This is a genomic window from Peribacillus sp. B65, from assembly GCF_058513295.1.
The window spans coordinates 320580-339627 of the sequence record NZ_CP195840.1; the positions used below are offsets into that span (position 1 = coordinate 320580).

At 42.2% G+C, this 19048-nt stretch carries 20 protein-coding genes; 4 read left to right on the top strand and 16 right to left on the bottom strand.

Going from position 1 to position 19048, the window contains the following annotated elements; translation table 11 throughout:
• Window positions 1-7: 7 nt before the first annotated feature.
• A complete protein-coding gene (locus ACSR9O_RS01605; protein WP_101224502.1) occupies window positions 8-739 on the top strand; it encodes a ZIP family metal transporter in 732 nt (243 codons plus the stop codon).
• 304 nt (window positions 740-1043) lie between these two features.
• Here ACSR9O_RS01605 and ACSR9O_RS01610 read toward each other — a convergent pair whose 3' ends face one another.
• Both ACSR9O_RS01610 and ACSR9O_RS01615 read right to left on the bottom strand, forming a co-directional pair.
• On the bottom strand, window positions 1044-1283 hold the full coding sequence (locus ACSR9O_RS01610; protein WP_101224501.1) for an aspartyl-phosphate phosphatase Spo0E family protein: 240 nt from the start codon (window positions 1281-1283) through the stop codon (window positions 1044-1046).
• A 608-nt stretch (window positions 1284-1891) separates the two neighbouring features.
• A complete protein-coding gene (locus tag ACSR9O_RS01615; protein WP_202190630.1) occupies window positions 1892-4051 on the bottom strand; it encodes a PAS domain-containing sensor histidine kinase in 2160 nt (719 codons plus the stop codon).
• Between the two features lie 272 nt (window positions 4052-4323).
• On the opposite strand from ACSR9O_RS01615, the gene ACSR9O_RS01620 reads away from it, so the two are divergent.
• Entirely contained in the window at window positions 4324-5349 is a 1026-nt protein-coding gene (locus ACSR9O_RS01620) for an acyltransferase family protein (RefSeq protein WP_101224499.1), read from the top strand.
• A gap of 193 nt (window positions 5350-5542) precedes the next feature.
• Window positions 5543-7303, top strand: a complete 1761-nt coding sequence (locus tag ACSR9O_RS01625; RefSeq protein WP_101224498.1) for a B12-binding domain-containing radical SAM protein — start codon at window positions 5543-5545, stop codon at window positions 7301-7303.
• Between the two features lie 37 nt (window positions 7304-7340).
• Here the strand turns inward: ACSR9O_RS01625 and ACSR9O_RS01630 are convergent, their stop codons facing one another.
• Both ACSR9O_RS01630 and ykzP read right to left on the bottom strand, forming a co-directional pair.
• Complete coding sequence (locus tag ACSR9O_RS01630; protein WP_157831111.1) at window positions 7341-7487, bottom strand: hypothetical protein; 147 nt, start codon at window positions 7485-7487, stop codon at window positions 7341-7343.
• Window positions 7487-7645, bottom strand: a complete 159-nt coding sequence (ykzP, locus tag ACSR9O_RS01635; protein WP_094246584.1) for a protein YkzP — start codon at window positions 7643-7645, stop codon at window positions 7487-7489. Before ykzP ends, ACSR9O_RS01630 begins: the two co-directional genes overlap by 1 nt.
• A 123-nt stretch (window positions 7646-7768) precedes the next feature.
• Between ykzP and ACSR9O_RS01640 the strand changes: the two genes are divergently transcribed.
• The gene (locus ACSR9O_RS01640; RefSeq protein ID WP_101224497.1) at window positions 7769-8104 is read left to right on the top strand and encodes a DUF3905 domain-containing protein; all 336 of its coding nucleotides are present in this window, start codon (window positions 7769-7771) and stop codon (window positions 8102-8104) included.
• A gap of 60 nt (window positions 8105-8164) precedes the next feature.
• On the opposite strand, the gene ACSR9O_RS01645 is transcribed toward ACSR9O_RS01640, so the two are convergent.
• From ACSR9O_RS01645 to ACSR9O_RS01700, 12 genes are all read right to left on the bottom strand, one after another.
• Complete coding sequence (locus ACSR9O_RS01645; protein ID WP_101224496.1) at window positions 8165-9142, bottom strand: quinone oxidoreductase family protein; 978 nt, start codon at window positions 9140-9142, stop codon at window positions 8165-8167.
• A 16-nt stretch (window positions 9143-9158) separates the two neighbouring features.
• On the bottom strand, window positions 9159-9938 hold the full coding sequence (locus ACSR9O_RS01650; protein WP_402941623.1) for an enoyl-CoA hydratase/isomerase family protein: 780 nt from the start codon (window positions 9936-9938) through the stop codon (window positions 9159-9161).
• 17 nt (window positions 9939-9955) lie between these two features.
• Window positions 9956-10735, bottom strand: a complete 780-nt coding sequence (locus tag ACSR9O_RS01655) for an SDR family NAD(P)-dependent oxidoreductase (RefSeq protein WP_491723813.1) — start codon at window positions 10733-10735, stop codon at window positions 9956-9958.
• Window positions 10736-10763: 28 nt separating this feature from the next.
• Window positions 10764-11522: a 2-phosphosulfolactate phosphatase gene (locus tag ACSR9O_RS01660; RefSeq protein ID WP_230177624.1), complete on the bottom strand. Its 759-nt coding sequence runs from the start codon at window positions 11520-11522 to the stop codon at window positions 10764-10766.
• Window positions 11523-11525: 3 nt separating this feature from the next.
• A complete protein-coding gene (locus tag ACSR9O_RS01665) occupies window positions 11526-12587 on the bottom strand; it encodes a phosphotransferase family protein (RefSeq protein WP_491723814.1) in 1062 nt (353 codons plus the stop codon).
• A gap of 19 nt (window positions 12588-12606) precedes the next feature.
• On the bottom strand, window positions 12607-13008 hold the full coding sequence (locus ACSR9O_RS01670; protein ID WP_491723815.1) for an acyl-CoA thioesterase: 402 nt from the start codon (window positions 13006-13008) through the stop codon (window positions 12607-12609).
• A 16-nt stretch (window positions 13009-13024) separates the two neighbouring features.
• Window positions 13025-13804, bottom strand: a complete 780-nt coding sequence (locus tag ACSR9O_RS01675) for an enoyl-CoA hydratase (protein WP_230177626.1) — start codon at window positions 13802-13804, stop codon at window positions 13025-13027.
• On the bottom strand, window positions 13801-14688 hold the full coding sequence (locus ACSR9O_RS01680; RefSeq protein WP_101224490.1) for a 3-hydroxyacyl-CoA dehydrogenase family protein: 888 nt from the start codon (window positions 14686-14688) through the stop codon (window positions 13801-13803). Before ACSR9O_RS01680 ends, ACSR9O_RS01675 begins: the two co-directional genes overlap by 4 nt.
• Before the next feature lie 43 nt (window positions 14689-14731).
• Window positions 14732-15295 (bottom strand): TetR/AcrR family transcriptional regulator, encoded by a 564-nt coding sequence (locus tag ACSR9O_RS01685; RefSeq protein ID WP_260356997.1) that lies wholly within the window; start codon window positions 15293-15295, stop codon window positions 14732-14734.
• A gap of 72 nt (window positions 15296-15367) precedes the next feature.
• On the bottom strand, window positions 15368-16978 hold the full coding sequence (locus ACSR9O_RS01690; RefSeq protein ID WP_491725433.1) for a long-chain-fatty-acid--CoA ligase: 1611 nt from the start codon (window positions 16976-16978) through the stop codon (window positions 15368-15370).
• A 37-nt stretch (window positions 16979-17015) separates the two neighbouring features.
• Window positions 17016-17789: an SDR family oxidoreductase gene (locus ACSR9O_RS01695; RefSeq protein ID WP_101224488.1), complete on the bottom strand. Its 774-nt coding sequence runs from the start codon at window positions 17787-17789 to the stop codon at window positions 17016-17018.
• Window positions 17786-19015: an acyl-CoA dehydrogenase gene (locus ACSR9O_RS01700; protein ID WP_101224487.1), complete on the bottom strand. Its 1230-nt coding sequence runs from the start codon at window positions 19013-19015 to the stop codon at window positions 17786-17788. The genes ACSR9O_RS01695 and ACSR9O_RS01700 overlap by 4 nt, the downstream gene beginning before the upstream one ends.
• Window positions 19016-19048: the final 33 nt, after the last annotated feature.

Sequence of the window (19048 nt, forward strand, 5' to 3'; positions counted from 1 at the left end):
GAAATTTATGAGTGGAGTTTTATTAGGCAGCATCCTATCTGCTATGTCTACAGGGTTTGGTGCGTTACCGATCTTGTTCATTCAAGGTTCAATCACACATCGATTCAGAGACACTCTTCTGGCATTCACCGCTGGAATCATGATGGCTGCTTCGTTATTGAGCCTGATCCCGGAGTCTCTGGCCACCGGAGGGTATATTCAGCTAGTCATTGGAGTGTTTCTCGGGGTATTGACATTAACGATCATGGAAAAAAACATTCCTCATATCGATCTCAGCCATACGAAAAGTGGCATTCAGTTCGATGAAAAGGCTTTGCTCATCATCACTGCCATTACACTTCATAATATTCCTGAGGGTCTTTCCGTCGGGGTCAGTTATGCGTCTGATACAGCTGATACAGGTAACTTGATCGCTTTTGCCATCGGCCTGCAAAATGCTCCGGAAGGCTTGCTGGTGGCTTTGTTTTTAATTAATCAAAAAATTGGTAAACTCACAGCGTTCCTTATAGCAACCTTAACCGGTACCATCGAAATAATTACAGGATTATTGGGTTATTATTTAACCTCTTACATTGGGTTCCTGGTTCCATACGGCCTAGCCTTCGCCGCCGGGGCCATGCTTTTCATCGTTTATAAGGAATTGATTCCTGAAAGCCATGGGGATGGTAATGAACGCACATCAACCTATTCCTTCATCGTCGGCCTTTTGTTCATGGTAATTTTATTGGAAGTTTTGTAATTTCCCCCACCTGCCATGGCTGGCTCCATCAAGTGAGTCAGCCCTTACTTTTCATTTATCAGTGTAATCCATTCAGAAAAATAAGGCCTCTAAACCAATCCCGATGCATGAAGGACACCTTCTGGTGACCTCTCCCGATATATATCCCAAGCCCATGAAATTCCAAAGATATTTCTTGTGTATATGAGTCTTTCTTTAATTGTTTTAAATGATATGTTCGTAAAGGTTCCTTCATGAGAAATCGCAAAAAGGGGATTGTCTCCCTGCCTGCCAATTTAAAAGGTCATGCACGCATTCAGTTCCCTTAAAAGGTTATGTCATCATTAAAGGGCTGCTGCACTATAACAACCATTTCTTCCCGCTTATTTCTCACTTCCGATGAATGATGTTGAAGGATCAAATACTCATTTATTAGTTTATCAAGCTGCTCGCTTTGGCGAAGGGTATACTCATGACCTAGTCCATACATTTTGGCTAACTCCATCATTTCCCAACGCTTCATTCGAATCTCAGAACAAATTTCCATTGCACACCTAGAATTCATAACAACATTCACTACTCCTGCCCTTTTAAAGTTACATTATAATAAAGAAGTATTACAAAATATGCCTTATATGTAAATAGATTCGCAAAAAAAGACAAAACTTCTTAAATTGCGATAAAGCTTTACCCACCAGCAGACAGGATATGACGGAAATTTCTAACCATAAAACCCTGATAATTATCAGGAAGAATCATATGAAGCCAGCTCCGAGAAATGATTCGAAAGTCACCCAATTTGAGGGGATTATTAGTTTCCGCTTAATTAATTCGGCACAGTTCCCTTTTATGAAAGCACAACATTTTTTATGAGCTTAATTGTGATTCCAAGATAATAATGATGGAACAAAAAAAGGAATCCAATAAAGGATTCCCCAGACTGTAGAAAATTCGAAGAAATGCCAGTCTGCCTGCAGTTTTTTAGGATAAGTACTATTTGTCCACTCCAGGCACACGCTTTCCGTTCCAATCCCTTTAATAAATTAGATAGAACCTTTTTTCACGAAAAACGTCCTAGTTATTCTCAGAATCCACTCCCTTTCCGCCTACTGCCTTCCAAGCCACATCAAAGCAGGCATAGCAGTTATTCGGCAGTAATGTCGCAAATATCTTTTACTCGAAAGGCAAATAAATATGAAAGCTCGTCCCTTTTCCCACTTCGCTTTCCACCTCTATATAGCCATTGTGCTCTTCAATGATTTTATAGCTGACCATGAGCCCCAGTCCTGTTCCCCTATCCTTCGTCGTATAAAAAGGTTCGCCCAATTTTTTTAGCATTTCCGTTGAAATCCCCATACCTTTATCGGTAATTGAGATGCAGCCGTATTTCTCTGAAAACCGGCTTGTTTTAATTTGAACAGATCCGCCATCCGGCATGACTTCCAATGCATTTTTGATGATGTTAATGAACACTTGCTTTAACTGGTTCGCTTCACATAAAACCTTAAATTCCTCTTCTTCAAAGTCTGTCTCGAATTGAATATTTTCCAACAGTGCCTGAGCGGCCAGTAATTCTAGTGTCTCTCTCAAAATTGTATGAACATCCTGTTTAAAAATTTTTAGCGCCTGCGGCTTTGCCAGTACCAAAAATTCCGTGATAATGGATTCGATTCGCTTAATTTCGGATGTTATCACATGAAAATATGTGGAAAACTCCCCCTTGACACCATCCTCAAGTAACTGGATAAAACCTTTTAAGGCTGTCATTGGATTCCTGATTTCGTGAGCAATTCCGGCCGCCAGTTCACCAACGACATTCAAAGTATCCGATTTCCTGATCTGTTCCTGCATTTCGAGATTTTTACTCACATCTCGGAAAATGCTTAAATTCAGGTTCGAATATAAATTTTTCCTTGTCAAAAATTCAATATGCTTTACTCTTCCATCTTCGAATGTTATTGGAATGATGGATGAGTAGACCTCATGCTTATAAACATTTTCAATGTGAGCGTTCAAGACAGGAGCATTTTCAGGAATTTTTTTGATGAATCCCTTAACAGATAAAGAAATCAGTTTACGCTTTGAAATCTCCAATATTTTTTGACCTGCTTCATTAATATCCGTGAACCCTTCATGATTCCAGAGAATCAAGCCGTCTAATGTTCCCTCAAAAATTTTCCTGAACTTCTTCTCACTATCCCTTAATTCCTTCTCAATCAACCAGCGCTCACTGACATTTCGAAATATCGTTACGTTATACCCGTCACCTTCATGTTTTTTGGCAGTCAATTCAAGCAATTTAATTTGGTTATTAGGCATTTTATAAATCAGCTCACCCCGAACTTGGGTGTCTCTTTCAAACGTTTCCATCATCTGACCAAAATGGTGATTATTGCTGTACACGTATTTCCAGATATAACTGCCTATCAAATCCTCTCTGCTGGATTCGAATATTTTACATGCTGAATGATTGACCCGAAAAATGATTCCATCATCATTCCAGAATATGATCGCATCCATCGACTGGTCGAATAATTCCGCAAAAATCCGTTCGCTCGTTTCTAACTTTTTTTCTATTATATTTGATTCTGTAATTCTTCGAAGCACCGACATATATAATTCATTTCCTACCGTTGAACTTATGGAAAAAGTAAAGTGATGCAGTTCATCCCCAACCTCAATCTCTACCTCTCCTTTGAAGTTCGACTCATAAAAGGCTCTTTGTATGCTCTCATCCCAATACCCCCGATAATCAGGGGATATGAGGTCCCTCATATTCTTACCGACAATCTCTTTTTTCGGGATGCCCATGACATGGATAAAGGCATGGTTCACTTCCATGATTATTCCTGAACTGTCGAATAGAACGATACTTTCTATGGCTGTATCAAAAATGTCCAAAAACATCTGCCTTGACATCCTTGTTTCCCTTGACGAAGAAACATCCAATGTCACATCCCTCAAACGATAGAACTGCTGTCCTTCGGAAAGCTCGCCTATACGCATAAACTCTATTTGCTTAAGGGCTCCGGTATGAAGCTGGATAATTTGCCTTTCAGGTTCATTCGAGGTTTTTAGGGAACTTGACACTTCCTGATTATTTAAAGGGATGACATCGAGAAAATCAGTTATCTTCATGGACTCCAGCTGATTTTTCGATGATTCCAGCAGGGCACATGAGGCATCATTGGCAAAAGTGATACGCAGTTCCTCATCAACCCTAATATAAGGCTCTGACATTGAATTGAAAATATTCAAAAACCCTTCGATTTGTTTATTCAACTTTATAATTTCCTGTTTATATCCCGTTTCATTCTCATAACCGATATTCATATTAACCCCCCTCATCAAAACCCCAACTTACCAAACTTTATTCGACATCCATCTTGATTTTCCTCGGTATTTTCGAAAAACGATAAAATTACAAAATTTTACTATATATCAAATGATAGTATATTGAATACTATAAAACTTCGCGTTAAGCTTAATTTAAGATTTTTATAATAAATTTAATAAATATTGATTTCGTACAAGGTATTTAGGGTATAAGAGATAACAATGCTTTCTTTCTAGCTACCTTAAAAATTTATTAAATGGAGGCAACAATGAAACAACGTGATTTTTTCTTCGATAACGCCAAGTTCATTCTCATGGCCTTTGTCGTCTTTGGACATTTGCTGAATACGTATATACATGACAGTGAAACGATTTATGCTTTATATAAAACCATTTATTCCTTTCACATGCCTGCCTTTATCCTGGTTTCAGGCTTCTTTGCAAAAGGTTTTTATCAAAAAGGGTATTTAGGTAAAATTACTAAAAAACTGATTTTACCCTACATCATTTTCCAATTGATATATACCGTTTACTATTATTTTTTATATGAACGCTCTGCCATCACCGTAGACCTGCTTGATCCCCAATGGTCGCTATGGTTCTTGATCAGTTTATTCTGCTGGAACATCATGCTGCTTGGTTTTTCAAAGCTAAAGCCATCAGTAGGCATAGGTTTATCAATCTTAATCGCATTATTGATTGGATATATTGACAATATCTCCAATTACCTTAGTCTTTCCAGGACATTCGTTTTTTTCCCGATGTTCTTGATCGGATACCATTTAAGCAAGGACCATTTAAAAAAACTTTTCACTCCCAAAATTCGTTTGGCTTCACTTAGTGTCATGTTAGTGATTTTTATCGGATTTTATTTAAATACCGATATCAATTATAAATGGCTGCTCGGTTCGAAACCATATGCCGAACTTGAAGATGCGACAATCGTGTCCATGTTCAAACGTCTGGGATTTTATGGATTGAGCATAATTTCAGTGTTCAGCTTCCTTTCATTCATCCCACGCGGACAATATTTCTTTACGAATTGGGGTAAACAAACCCTTTATGTCTATCTGCTGCATGGTTTCTTCATTCGGTTCTTCCGTGAAAGCACCATACAGGAATACTTCAGCAATACCGAGAGCTTCATCATGCTCGCCGGTCTCTCTTTCTTGATTACGGTGTTATTATCAAGTGAAATGATCGCTACGATGGCACAGCCGATCATCGAATTGAAGGCGACCAAAACAAAACGTTTCATGACTAAAACAAAAGAATATATTAAACAAGCTTTTTAAATAAAACGGATGAAGCATTTTCTGCTTTATCCGTTTTTATTTCATATCGACCTTCAAGGGAAAAGATTCCCCTTCAATACAATAACTCATTTTTCAAATGAAGCACGCTATGGTAAAATTACTCGTTAGTGCTTGTTGGCTTAAAAAGACATGTACACGAAAGGAGTCAGGCGTTTACTTTACGCCCTTTAACATGAATATAATAATCAGTACTCTTAATGCAAAATATATCCATACATCGCTATCCATCCGATATTTAAAAGCTTATGCCCAGCCAGATTATGATGTACAGCTGGCGGAATATACAATAAAAGATCCGATTATGAACATAGTTGGTGACCTTCATTCCAAAAAACCTGACGTAATCGGATTCAGCTGCTATATTTGGAACATCGAGGAAACAATGAAGGTCGTAGCCATGCTGAAGAAGATCAATCCAGAATTGGTTATCATCCTGGGCGGACCTGAAGTCACCTATGATGTTGGGGAATGGCTTGATCAGATTCCCGGGGCTGATTTCATCGTAATTGGCGAAGGTGAAGTTACCTTCAAGGCCCTTTTATCTGAAATCGAAGGTTCGAATGACTATAAGAAGGTCGGCGGCATTGCGTATCGGCAGGATGGGAGAAAAATCATCCAGCCTCAGAACGGCAAGGTTGATTTAAAATCCCTCCCTACTCCATATCGTTTGGAGGAAGACCGCGGAGACCTATCTAAACGTGTCACCTATATCGAAACTAGCCGAGGGTGCCCGTTCAGCTGCCAATTTTGCCTTTCATCGATTGAAGTGGGTGTCAGGTATTTTGATCGAGAAAAGATTAAAGAAGATATCAGGTACCTTATGGCTAATGGTGCCAAGACAATTAAGTTCGTTGACAGAACGTTCAATATCAGCCGAAGCTATGCCATGGAAATGTTTCAATTCCTAATCGATGAACATCTTCCCGGTGTGGTTTTCCAATTCGAGATCACGGCAGACATCATGCGTCCGGAAGTTATCCAGTTCTTGAATGATAATGCCCCTGCAGGATTGTTCCGCTTTGAAATAGGAGTACAGTCGACGAATGATCATACGAATGATCTAGTAATGAGAAGGCAGAACTTCGAAAAACTGACAAGGACCGTAACCATGGTAAAAGAAGGGCAGAAAATTGATCAGCATTTAGACCTTATTGCAGGTTTGCCTGAAGAAGATTATCATTCTTTCAGAAAGACCTTCAATGATGTTTTCGAGCTCAGACCCGAAGAGATGCAGCTTGGTTTCTTAAAGATGCTTCGTGGCACTGGCTTACGGATACGTGCCGATGAACACCAATATATATACAGCGAACATGCTCCCTATGAAATCCTGGGGAATAATGTTTTATCCTTCGATGACATTGTCCGCATTAAACAAGTTGAAGATGTCCTTGAAAAATACTGGAACGATCATAGAATGGACCATACCACGGAATATCTTGTCCAAACGGTATTTCAATCACCGTTCGACTTCTTTCAAGATTTCGGTACCTATTGGGATGAACAAGGGTGGTCACGAATCGGACATCAGCTTGAAGACTTGTTCAGACGTTTACAGCAGTTTTTGGCTTCCCGGGAATCTGCCGAACTGAAAAACATTATCGGACTCATGAAATTGGATTATTTCATCAATCAAAAATACAAACCACGTAAACCTTGGTGGGAAGCTTCATTAGATAAAAATGGGCGGAAAGAGATATATGAAGATATTCTGAATAACCCTGGACAGCTTGGTTCCTCTTTCACAGCTTTGGCCCTTAATGAAAAGGAAATACACAAACACACATTGCTCGAGGCACTTCCCTTTGATTTGGAAACGTATTTAGCTGAGGGAACAATCGTCGATAAACCATCGTTCATGCTTGCCTATTTTGATCCGAGTGGTAAGGGATCAACGATTTTCCCTCAATCAAAATCTGGCAGCATCATACTTTAAGAATAAGGACGGACCCAAGAATTGGGTCCGTCCTTATTTACTTATCACTTTCACGTTTTTTATTTTCTTTTGCCAAAATCTCATAAATTTTTGTTGCGTTCATATCGCCGCTGAATTCGATTCCAAATTCCGTCCGTACATGTTCCCCCATCTTTTCCCCGCTGTCCCGTTTTTCTTTATCCATTAACTTCTTCCTTTTCTGCCCTGCTTTGAATTGCGGTTGGCACCTTTCATCGCGTTTTCCTCCATTGCGAACTCATTGGAAAATTCATTTTCAGCTTGGTTTCTTTTTGGCGTTTTACTTGCTTTGACAGCACCATCCACATTGGCTTTCCGTTTCATTTTCATCCACCCTTTTTAATATAGTTTACTTCTTTAGAGTGGGGTAAAAATGCCGGAAATTATTCAGGGATAATATAGGGACAGACGAGAAAAATAACCGTAAAACGGAAAGGGAGTCGCTATATGAAAAAAAAATTGGATTCACCAATTATCGACGATACACAACCGCACCAAATTAACGCACCAAGCTTTAAAGGAACCGGCATAAAACCAAAGGCTCCATTCGTTAATGATTATGGAGTCGTCATCGGCGACAGTAAATATGCATCCGAAAACTCACCACTTGAAAATTGGAGTGAAGATACAGATCCGGAAATCATGGCTGGAGACGAATGGATACACCCCACCAATGATATAGGCTGGAATACAACTGAAAACCGTGAATTGTTAGAGGCTAAAAGAGCACCGCAGCCGCCTTTCATGCATCCCGATAAGGATGTCAGCACCGATGCGGATTGAGTCGTTCTAGAAGGGCAAGAATCCCATTATCATACAAGGGGTGCATCACACCCCTTCTTCTCATTTAACCTGCAAAATCAACTTCCCTTTTGTTTGACGTGCGTTCATTTCCTCATGGACGGCTGCTGCCTTTTCAATTGGATAGATGCCGCCGATGGTTAGCTTAAGTTCCCCAGACGCGACGTATGCAAAAAGTTCTTGAATGCTGGGCAACAGTAAATCTGGGTGTTTCATGATCTGTGGCAGGAAAAAACCTACAACGGATTGATTGCGCCTCATTAATTGCTGCGGATTCATCGTATATGGCTTACGGCTGGCATTACCAAAAACAACTAGACGTCCGAATGGTGCCAAACATTTCAATGTTTTATTGAAAATATCCCCTCCAGCCATTTCCAGCGCCACGTCGACTCCCTTACCTCCCGTGACCTCACGGACTTCCATTTCCCATCCTTCTTTCGTGTAATCGATGAGTTCATCTGCCCCCATCTCTTTAGCCAGTTTCAACTTTTCCACTGTGCTGGCTGTGGCAATCACTTTTCCAGCCCCGAAGATTTTGGCTAGCTGGACAGCAATCGTTCCTACTCCACCTGCAGCAGCATGGACCAATACCGTATCCCCCTGTTGCATGCGTCCCATTGTCTTTAAAATATGATAGGCGCTCAGACCTTGAAGGGGCAGGGCAACAGCTTCATGGAACTGAATGGCATCAGGAAGCGGAATGGCCGAGAACTCATCAGATAGGGCGTATTCCGAATACCCACCTGATTCAATTAAACTCACAACCCTTGTACCAGGTTTGATTTTAGTCACCTTTCCACCAACTTCCACCACAACGCCAGCCACTTCCGCACCTGGAATGAAAGGAAGCGGCGTAGGTACTACATATTGCCCTTCCCTTCTGGCTGTATCTGCATAATTGACGCCGACACAATCGATTTCAATCAGAACTTCATGCCCAGTTGGCACGGGTCTTTCCATTTCAGTCAATTTCAGTACTTCCGGTCCGCCGTATTCTTCAAAATGAATGGCTCTCATCTTTATCCCTCCCTCATTAATTCCCTGTAAATTCCGGTTTTCTCTTTTCTTTGAATGCTGCAACTCCCTCCAGATGATCTTCTGTTGAAGCCATCAAGGTTTGCGTGATGCGCTCTTGTTCGAGTATTTCATCAAGTGTAGCTGTAAATGAATGACTTACGAGCTTTTTCATCATTCCATAAGCCTTTGTCGGTCCATTTGCCAGCTTTTCCGCAAGTTTCAATGATTCTTCTTCAAGTTGATTGAGTGGGTATAAATAATTAATGACACCTAACTGGTATAAGCGCTCCGCAGAAATCGGTTCGGCAGAAAAGAAGAGCTGCTTTGCAAGGTGGGGCCCTACTAACTTAGGTAAAAAATACGAGCCCCCTCCATCAGAAATCAGGCCTACCTGTGAAAAACTCATGGCAAATTGACTATCATCGGAAGCCACGATCAAATCACAAGCGAGTGCCAAATTGAATCCTGCCCCTGCCGCAAATCCATGGACGGCAGCGATTACGGGAACCTCAGAGGCATCGAGAGCCATTATGCATTCGTTCATTCTGCCGACATGATCATACAATTGACCTGCAGAGGCCTTCCCCATCGACTTTACGTCTCCTCCTGCAGTGAACGACCTTCCCGCCCCTTTAATGACGACGGCCCTTATATGTGGTGTATGTTTTACATCCTTAATCGCTTTCGTTAAGCTTGCGATCATATCAGGACTAAACGCATTCAAACTTTCAGGACGATTCAAAGTAAGGATCATTACATTATCGATTACTTCTGTCAATAAGTGTTCTTTTAACATTTACCCATCCCCTTTTTCTATTTGATCAACCAGCCGCCATCCACCAATAAATCCGTCCCAGTCATATAGGAAGCCTCCGGGGAAGCAGCAAAGGTAATGACATTACTTATTTCCTCCGCTCTCCCCACTCTTTCCAGTGCCGTGTTCCGTTGAATGGACTTTACGAATTTTTCATTTTGCAATCCATCCTCCGTCAATGGAGTTTCAATGAATCCAGGTGATACGGAATTGACCCGAATGCCGACTGCAGCGAGTTCCAGTGCCAATGATTTAGTTAAACTGATGACACCTGCTTTAGCAGAGCTGTAATGCGGGATGAATGCACCTGCCTGATGCCCTGACAGTGAAGCCACATTCACGATTGCCCGATTGGCGGAGCCTTCATTACCACTGCCCGCTCCTTCTTCCATCACTTTCCCCAAGTACTTGGAAACAAGAAAGACACTTTTCAAATTGACATGCTGAATCATATCCCAATCAGCAGCAGATGTATCCAAAAGCTTCGAGGACTTTGATCCACCTGCGTTATTGATTAAAATGTGAAGGTCACGATATTGTTCCTTCACATACATGGCCAGCTCTATTACATCCTCCTCGACGGTAACATCTGCAGGGAAAATGTCGGCCACGGGAATCGTATGCCTCGCATTGATTTCTGCAGCTGCTTCCTCCAGCTTTCCTTTCGTCCGCCCTACCAATAACACTTTTGCCCCTTCGTCCGATAGGCGCATCGCTGTAGCTTTCCCAATACCTGAGCCTGCACCTGTCACCACCGCTATTGATTGTGAAAACCTCATCCCCTTCACTCCTTATCTGGATTTTGAACTACGTTTCCTGCCTTTTCAATTCAGCTTCGATCCTTCCATCCACCAACTCCGGGACAAGATCCAACGAACCTTTTTGCGCCGCCAATTCCAAATCGGCGATCAAACTATGTTTGTCAAACAGCTGTCCGACATATGATGATTTCAGGATATCAAAGGCATTTTCGCTATTCGTGCGATAAAGCGCATTGGCAGCCTTTGCTGCATCGTTGAGTATGAAAGAGCCTTGCGACCCAGCAATCAGGCAATCTATCAAATGACCTGCACCGTAAAAGTCTTCCAGACTGAATTCACCTGAATTTCCCGAGCAAACGATGATGATCGTTTCTGTTTTATGATGTTTTCTTATTTTTTCTGCAACAGACGGATTATTCAACAAAGATGCGATATAAACCTTTTTGGCAGCTGCAGAATTTCTCAGCGCAACCGTTCCATTAGTCGTGGAAAGTATTAATGTTTTGCCGCGTACCAACTTACTCAATAGCGTCGGACTCGGATACATTAAATCATCAACCGGCTTAGCTTTTAGTTCCCCTGCAACTACAACATCCCCATGGTCCAATTCCTGGCTTTTCACCAAGGCATCCACTGGATCCATGACAGGTATCACCTGGCGTGCTCCCTCATGAAGTGCTGAAATAATCGTAGTGGTCGCTAATAATACATCAAGTACGACCGCAACTTTTTCCCCTTCTTGAAGCTTTTTTCCATCTATCTCTTCTTTTTTTAGCAGCAAATGAATGTTTTGTATATATTCCATATATTAAACTTCCTTCGCAGCTACATTTGCTGCATGAGTGAGTAAGCTTTTAACCATTTTTCCGAGATTGGAAAAACGGGGATCATTAGTCTGGCCTTTTTTATATCGATAATAAATTTGCTGAAGAATGACAGCCAACTTAAAGTAACCAAATGTTAAATAAAAATCGACGTTGGAAACATCCCTGCCGCTTCTAGCTGCATACATCCCGATAAATTCCCTTCGTGTCGGGAAACCAGGTAAAGTGGTGACGGATCCTTTACCCACACCGATTTTGATAAGTTCCGGATCACCGCTTTCCGTCCAGTAGCTTAAAGCCACTCCTAGATCGGCTAACGGATCACCAACGGTGGACATTTCCCAATCAAATAAACCAACCATCTCTGTAAGGTCCTGGTTAAACATGGCATTATTGATCTTATAGTCATAATGGATAATGGAAGTCTGGCTATGTTTCGGGATATACTGTTGAAAATAATCGATGAGCGGTCGAATTTCCTTGATTTCATCTGTCTTTGCTCTCTCATAGCGGGAAATCCACCCGCGCACTTGTCTTTCAATGAACCCTTCAGGTTTGGAGATTTCCACCAACGCAGTTTTCTCATAGGGAATCGAGTGAAGATCAGCAAGCCGATCGACCATGACATGAGAAAGCTGTATGCACTTTTCAACAGTAGGCTCGATTCCCTTGGGAAATTCGGTATCTATTACAATTCCATGTTTCCTTTCCATTAGGAAAAAAGGGGCCCCCGCAATCGATTCATCATCCGAGAACAGAATAGGCTCGGGAGCCGCTTGAAAATATGGGTTTATTGAGGAAAGGATATGATGTTCACGCTTCATATCATGTGCCTTTGGCGCAACAGGGCCAAGCGGTGGCCTTCTTAGAACAGCCTCCCACTCACCAATTTTCAGCTGATAAGTCAAATTGGAATAGCCCGTTGAAAATTGTTGCAATTCTAACGGTTCATTTGGAAGGTCCAATACATTTTTTCTTAAGAAACCTTCTAATGCACCAATATTCAGTTCCTCGCCGGGCCGAACAGGAATCGTATCGCCAACCATGTTCTTCCACTCCTTCATTCTAATTATGAACAAGATGTGAAATGAGTTTTTCTTTAATCATTTCAGGAATAGGTTCACTTTTTTGATTCAAAAAATTAAAACAAACTAAAACTGCACTTCCCTTAGCAATGATTTCCCCAGTTTTTGAGCAAAGGATATCATGGGCCATTTCACAACTTTTCGTCCCTACCTTTTTTATAGATGAACGAATGGTCAAGAGTTGATTGAAATATCCCTGAGCAATAAAGTCGCATTTAGTGGAGGCTAACAAAAAGTTCCATGACTCGACATTCGTAGCCAAGCCCAACGCTTCAAAAAATTTCATTCGCGCTTCTTCAAGGTAAATGAAATAGCTTGTGTTATTGATGTGGCCCAAAGCATCCGTTTCGGAAAAACGGACGTCGACTTCCAATTCATGCATAAGACCCCTCCTTGAATTAACGATGCACAAAAGCAGGTTTACGTTTATCCAAGAAAGCGGAAACCCCTTCTTTAACATCTTCAGTTTGGAAGATTTCTTCAAAAAGATTCGTTTCAATCTCCAGACCTTGTTCAAGCGTGGCTTCACTTCCTTCATTAATCGCCTTTTTGATTCTCGAAAGTGCCTGAAGTGAGTGCCTTGTCATTCGTGAGGCCAAGATTTTCGCTTCCGATAAGCCGCAGCCTTGCTCGACGACTTTATTGACAAGCCCGATCTTTTCCGCTTCCATGGCACCTAGCGGATCACCGGTAAATATAATCTCTTTTGCCTTTGCGTTTCCGACAAGTCTAGACAAACGCTGTGTACCGCCAGCTCCAGGAAATAAGCCTAATTTCACTTCCGGCAGACCAATTTGAACCTGTGTTTCAGCCACTCGCAAATCACAGGCCAGAGCCAGTTCACATCCACCGCCCAAAGTCAGGCCATTTAATACAGCTATTGTAGGTTTAGGAAACTGGTCTATTTTGGTTAGGACGGCATGACCCTCCTTTACAATTTCCTTCATATTCGGGTTCCCCATCATGCTAGGGAATTCTTTTATATCAGCACCAGCCGCAAATGCGATATTGCCTGCACCTGTTATGAGTACCGCAACTGTTTCATTATCTTTTGAAAGTTCATCGAATGTTTCTCCCAACTCCCTGAATACTTGTTTACTGATTACGTTTAATGGAGGATTATCGATGGTGATGATCGCAAGCTTATTTTCCTTAACCACTCTAATTAATTTTGTCATCGATTCTTCACCCCTTGATTTGGATAATCATACCAGCCTTTTCCTGTTTTCCTTCCTAAATCCCCTTTATTCACCTTTTCTGCTATACAAGCATTCGGCTTGTCTTCTGGATTTCCAGTTTCATTGTATCGCTGCTGCATGACAAAATATCCTACATCAATACCTGATAGATCCATCAGTTCAAAAGGGCCGATGGGATGGCCTAAAGCTTTCCTGCAAATTAAATCGATATCCTTATAATCCACAATTCCTTCTTCATACAAATATAGGGCCTCACGCTGCAACGCTCCCAAAATTCTATTGGCTACGAATCCCGATATCTCTTTTCTCAACAAAACTCCTGTCCTATTCATTTTCTCTGTCACTTCCATCGCAAGCTCGGCTGTTTCCTCCGATGTTTGATCACTCATGACAACCTCAACACAATCCATAACTAGAGGCGGAAAAAAGAAATGCATATTAATAAACTTATCCGGGCGCTTCGTCACACTCGCAAGCAGGCTATTGACGATCGTTGAACTATTCGTAGCAAAAATGGTTTCCGCGGAGGCGAATTCTTCAAGTTTAGCGAAGACCTCCTGTTTCACATCAAGTTTTTCAACTACCGCTTCAATGATCAGATCAGCTCCACTCGCCGCTTTCTCAAGATCGGTAGTATATTGAAGACGGCTAAAAGCAGCCAATTTACGATCTTCAGACAATTTTCCTTTTTGAACCCATTTAGTCAAAATGGCGTCCAGTTTTTCTTTGGCTGTATTCAACGCTAATTCCTGAACATCCTGAAGAATCGTTTCGTACCCTCCAAGTGCAGCAAGCATCGCAATTTGATGCCCCATCTGCCCGGCCCCAATTACGGTTATCGATTGAATTTGCTTGTTGGCCATGCCTTCTATCTCCCTTCAACTAACTGGTTAGTATGTTACCTGGTCACGCTTCAATTCCCTGCAGAATCATCCCCATAAAAATGGAGGCAACTTCCTGTTCGTTTTTTTCACCTTCTGGGTCGAACCAATGATAGCTCCAATTGGCTACACCCAAAATAGCGAAAGAGATGATGGATGCATCGAGATTGGAACGTAGTTCTCCGCTCTCGATGCCGCTAATCAGCACTTGCTCGATTTTATTACGGAACTCATCCCGCTTAGGAAGGATTTGTGCAAGTTTTTCGTCACTTAGATTTTTCATTTCACGGAAAAAGACCGTTGCGCTGGATTTTTTGGTTTTGATGCTTTTTATAAGCATATATACCATATCGAAAAGCTTATCCTTACAGCTTTTCCCAGGTTCCGAAATGATCATTTCCTGCTCACTAAGCAACTCGTCTATATAAGCGAGATGAATATCCATAAGCAATTGCTCTTTGCTCGTAAAGTAATAATAAAACGTTCCCTTCGTCACCCCGACCGATTCGACGATATCAGAAATCGACGTTTCACTAAAGCCCTTCTTTTCAAATAAGCGTATGCTATGTTCTGTCATTTTTTCTTTCATGTAAGCACCCTCGCAATCTGTTAAAATTTCAGCTGAATTGATATCATACGCTTTCGTACTATCAAAGCCCTCTTATTTCCTGGAAAGTTCTTCTCTTAAAGCCCGCCTTAAAATCTTTCCGACATTTGTTTTCGGTAACTTTTCACGAAATTCAACGAAATGCGGAACTTTATAGGCCGATAGGTTGGCACGGCAGTAGTCGATGATTTCCCGCTCATTTGCCGTTTTATTATTTTTAAGTACAAGCACCGCTTTTACCGACTCTCCTCGGTACGCATCCGGAACGCCGATGACAACCGCTTCCTGGACAGCAGGATGTTCATAAAGCACTTCCTCCACATCTCGCGGATATATATTATAACCACTTGCGATGATCAAATCTTTTTTCCTATCGACAATATAGAGATACCCGTCATCATCAACTTTGGCGATATCACCCGTATAAAGCCAACCATCTCTAAGGGTTACCGCCGTTTCCTCCGGCATATTCCAGTACCCTTTCATCACTTGTGGTCCCTTGACGACCAATTCCCCCATTTCGCCAGTGGCCACTTCTTTTGTCCCGTCACCCAGGTCCATCACTTTATATTCAGTCGAAGGGATTCCGATCCCGACGCTCCCCGGCTTCCTTTTTGCAAATACCGGATTACAATGAGTTGTTGGCGAAGCTTCCGTAAGACCGTAGCCTTCCAATATCTTTGCACCTGATTTTCGTTCGAACTCACGCAGCAGTTCCACGGGCATCGGTGCACTTCCGCTGTTACAGACCTGAATTGAGCCCATTCCATATTCTTCTGCCCTCGGGTGATTCGTCAACGCTACATACATGGTGGGAACACCAGGAAAAGTGGTCGGCTGTTCACGCTTTATCGTTTCCAGCACTTCTTCTATTTCAAATCGGGGCAGCATGATCGAGTCACCCGCGATATACACGGATAAATTCATTGCGGACGACATTCCAAAAACATGAAAAAGCGGGATGACCGACAGCGTTCTTTCAGTACCTATTTTTAATTCATGCTTGAAGAATTCATACGTTTGAACGACATTGGCCAGAATATTGCTGTGTGTCAGCATCGCTCCTTTTGAACGGCCAGTCGTTCCTCCTGTATACTGAAGAACGGCTATATCATTTTCCGGATCGATTGATACTGGATTGATTTTGCCATCTCCTGTTTTCAAGAATTGGTCAAACGAAGCATCAGACTGAAAATCTGCATCCGAAGTCTGCAGGCTTACGACGATAATATTTTTCAAATTTGCATGTTGCTGTACACTTTTCACTTTCGGGTATAATCCGTCCAATACCACGATCGTTTCTGCACCGGAGTCTTGTAAAATATGCTGCAACTCCCTTTCAACCAGCATTGGGTTAATTTGTGTGATAATGGCTCCTGTTGTCAACGAACCATAATACGCAATGACGTATTGCGGACAGTTAGGCAGCATGATGGCGACACGGTCGCCTTTTTGAACACCTTTTTTTTGCAGGGCTGAAGCAAAGGCTTGCGACGCATGAAAAAGTTCCTGATAGGATATCTTTCGGTCATAAAAAGTAATAGCTGTATTGTTTGGATGGGACTGAGATGCATTTTGAAGGATTCTTTGCATCGGAAACTCAGGGACTTTGATTTCCTTTGATATTGAATCAGGATAAACGGACAGCCATTTTTTTTCATTCATCATTTCATACCCTCCAGCCATATTTACTTACCTTTCATTACTTTGCATGTGAACCCCCATCGACGATCAGGATATTTCCAGTCACAAAATCAGATGCCTTCGAGGCAAGGAAAACCGCTGCCCCTTTTAAATCATCATCACTCCCTAATCTTTTTAGCGGAGTGGAATCCAAGATAGGATTCTTTCCTTGCTCAAGAACCCCTTTCGTCATTTTTGTCGGAAAGAATCCTGGTGCGATTGCATTTACATTGATATTATGCTGACCCCATTTAACAGCTAAATCCTTCGTTAAAGTAATGACCGCCCCTTTACTCGTATTATATCCGACCGTATCGAGCACCCTAGGGTCGGTCCCCCCTAATCCGGCGACGGAAGCGATATTTATGATTTTCCCATGTCCCTGCTCAATCATTACCCTGCCTGCTGTCTGGCTCATGATAAAGGTTCCGGTTACATTGACATTCATCACCTTCTGCCATGCTTCAAGGGGCATGTCGATGGCCGGTGCCCCCCAGGATGCCCCGCTATTGTTTACTAAAATGTCGATGGCACCGAATTCTCGGCAAGTTTCGTTAACAACTTCCTGTACATCTGACGGATTGGTGATATCACACTTGAAGGAAAGCGCCTTGACTCCAAGCTTTTCGATTTGTGAAGCAACTTCGTCGCATGCCTCCTTCTTCCTTGAACAAAGAACGACATTCGCCCCAGCTTCGGCAAAGCCAGTCGCTATTTGTGCTCCCAATCCTCTCCCTCCACCGGTTATGATCGCCGTCTTTCCAGTCAAATCGAATAAATCGGTAACTTTCATATTTTCACCTCATGCTTTTGTTGGTATTTTCGAAGTTCTATTTTAGCAACTTGTGAGCGGTGAACTTCATCTGGCCCATCAGCAAGCCTTAACGTCCGTGCATTTGCCCAATGTGCAGCAAAAGGGAAATCATCGGAGATCCCTGCAGCTCCAAAGCCTTGGATGGCCCTGTCCAGCACTTTCAATGCCATATTTGGTGCCACCACTTTTATCATGGCAATCTCCGCCTTCGCTTCCTTGTTCCCGACAGTATCCATCATATAAGCGGCTTTTAGGGTCAGAAGTCTCGCTTGTTCGATTTCAATCCGTGAATCGGCGACCCACTCCATGATCACACCTTGTCTCGCCAATGTTTTACCAAAAGCGACACGGTTTTGAATGCGCTTACATAATTCTTCAAGTGCTCTTTCAGCAGCGCCGATCAGCCTCATGCAATGATGAATCCTTCCGGGTCCGAGTCGTCCTTGGGCAATTGCAAATCCTTTGCCTTCACCCCATAGAATATTCGTTGCCGGGACCCTCACATTTTCAAAAGTGATTTCAGCATGGCCATGCGGGGCATGATCATAGCCAAACACAGGGAGCATTCTCTCGATTTTGACACCCGGTGTATCCAGCGGTACAAGAATCATTGACTGTTGTTCATGCTTGGACGCCTCAGGATCTGTCTTACCCATGACGATGGCAATCTTGCATCGAGGATCGCCTGCTCCCGAAGACCACCATTTTCGGCCGTTTATGACATACTCATTACCCGTCTTTTCTATCCTGCATTCGATATTGGTCGCATCGGAAGACGCCACTTCCGGTTCCGTCATCGAGAAGCATGAGCGGATTTCCCCAGCAAGCAAGGGCTTCAGCCAGCGTTCTTTATGTTCCTCCGAACCGTATCGCACCAACACTTCCATATTACCTGTGTCCGGCGCATTACAGTTGAAGATTTCAGGTCCTATCGTCGACCTACCCATGATTTCACAAAGCGGGGCATATTCTATATTTGTTAAACCCGCACCGTAATCGCTATCAGGTAAAAATAAATTCCATAATCCTTCTTCCTTTGCTTTTGCCGTCAATTCAGATAATATCGGGGGTATTTCACTCCAGCGGCTCTTCTGTGCTTCGAGCTGCTTTTTGTATATTGATTCATTTGGGTATACGTACTTTTCCATGAATTCCGTTAACTTCTTTTCCAAGTTTTTCACCTTTTGAGTATGTTCAAAGTTCAAATTGAATCCTCCTTTTAAACTAACTGACCGGTT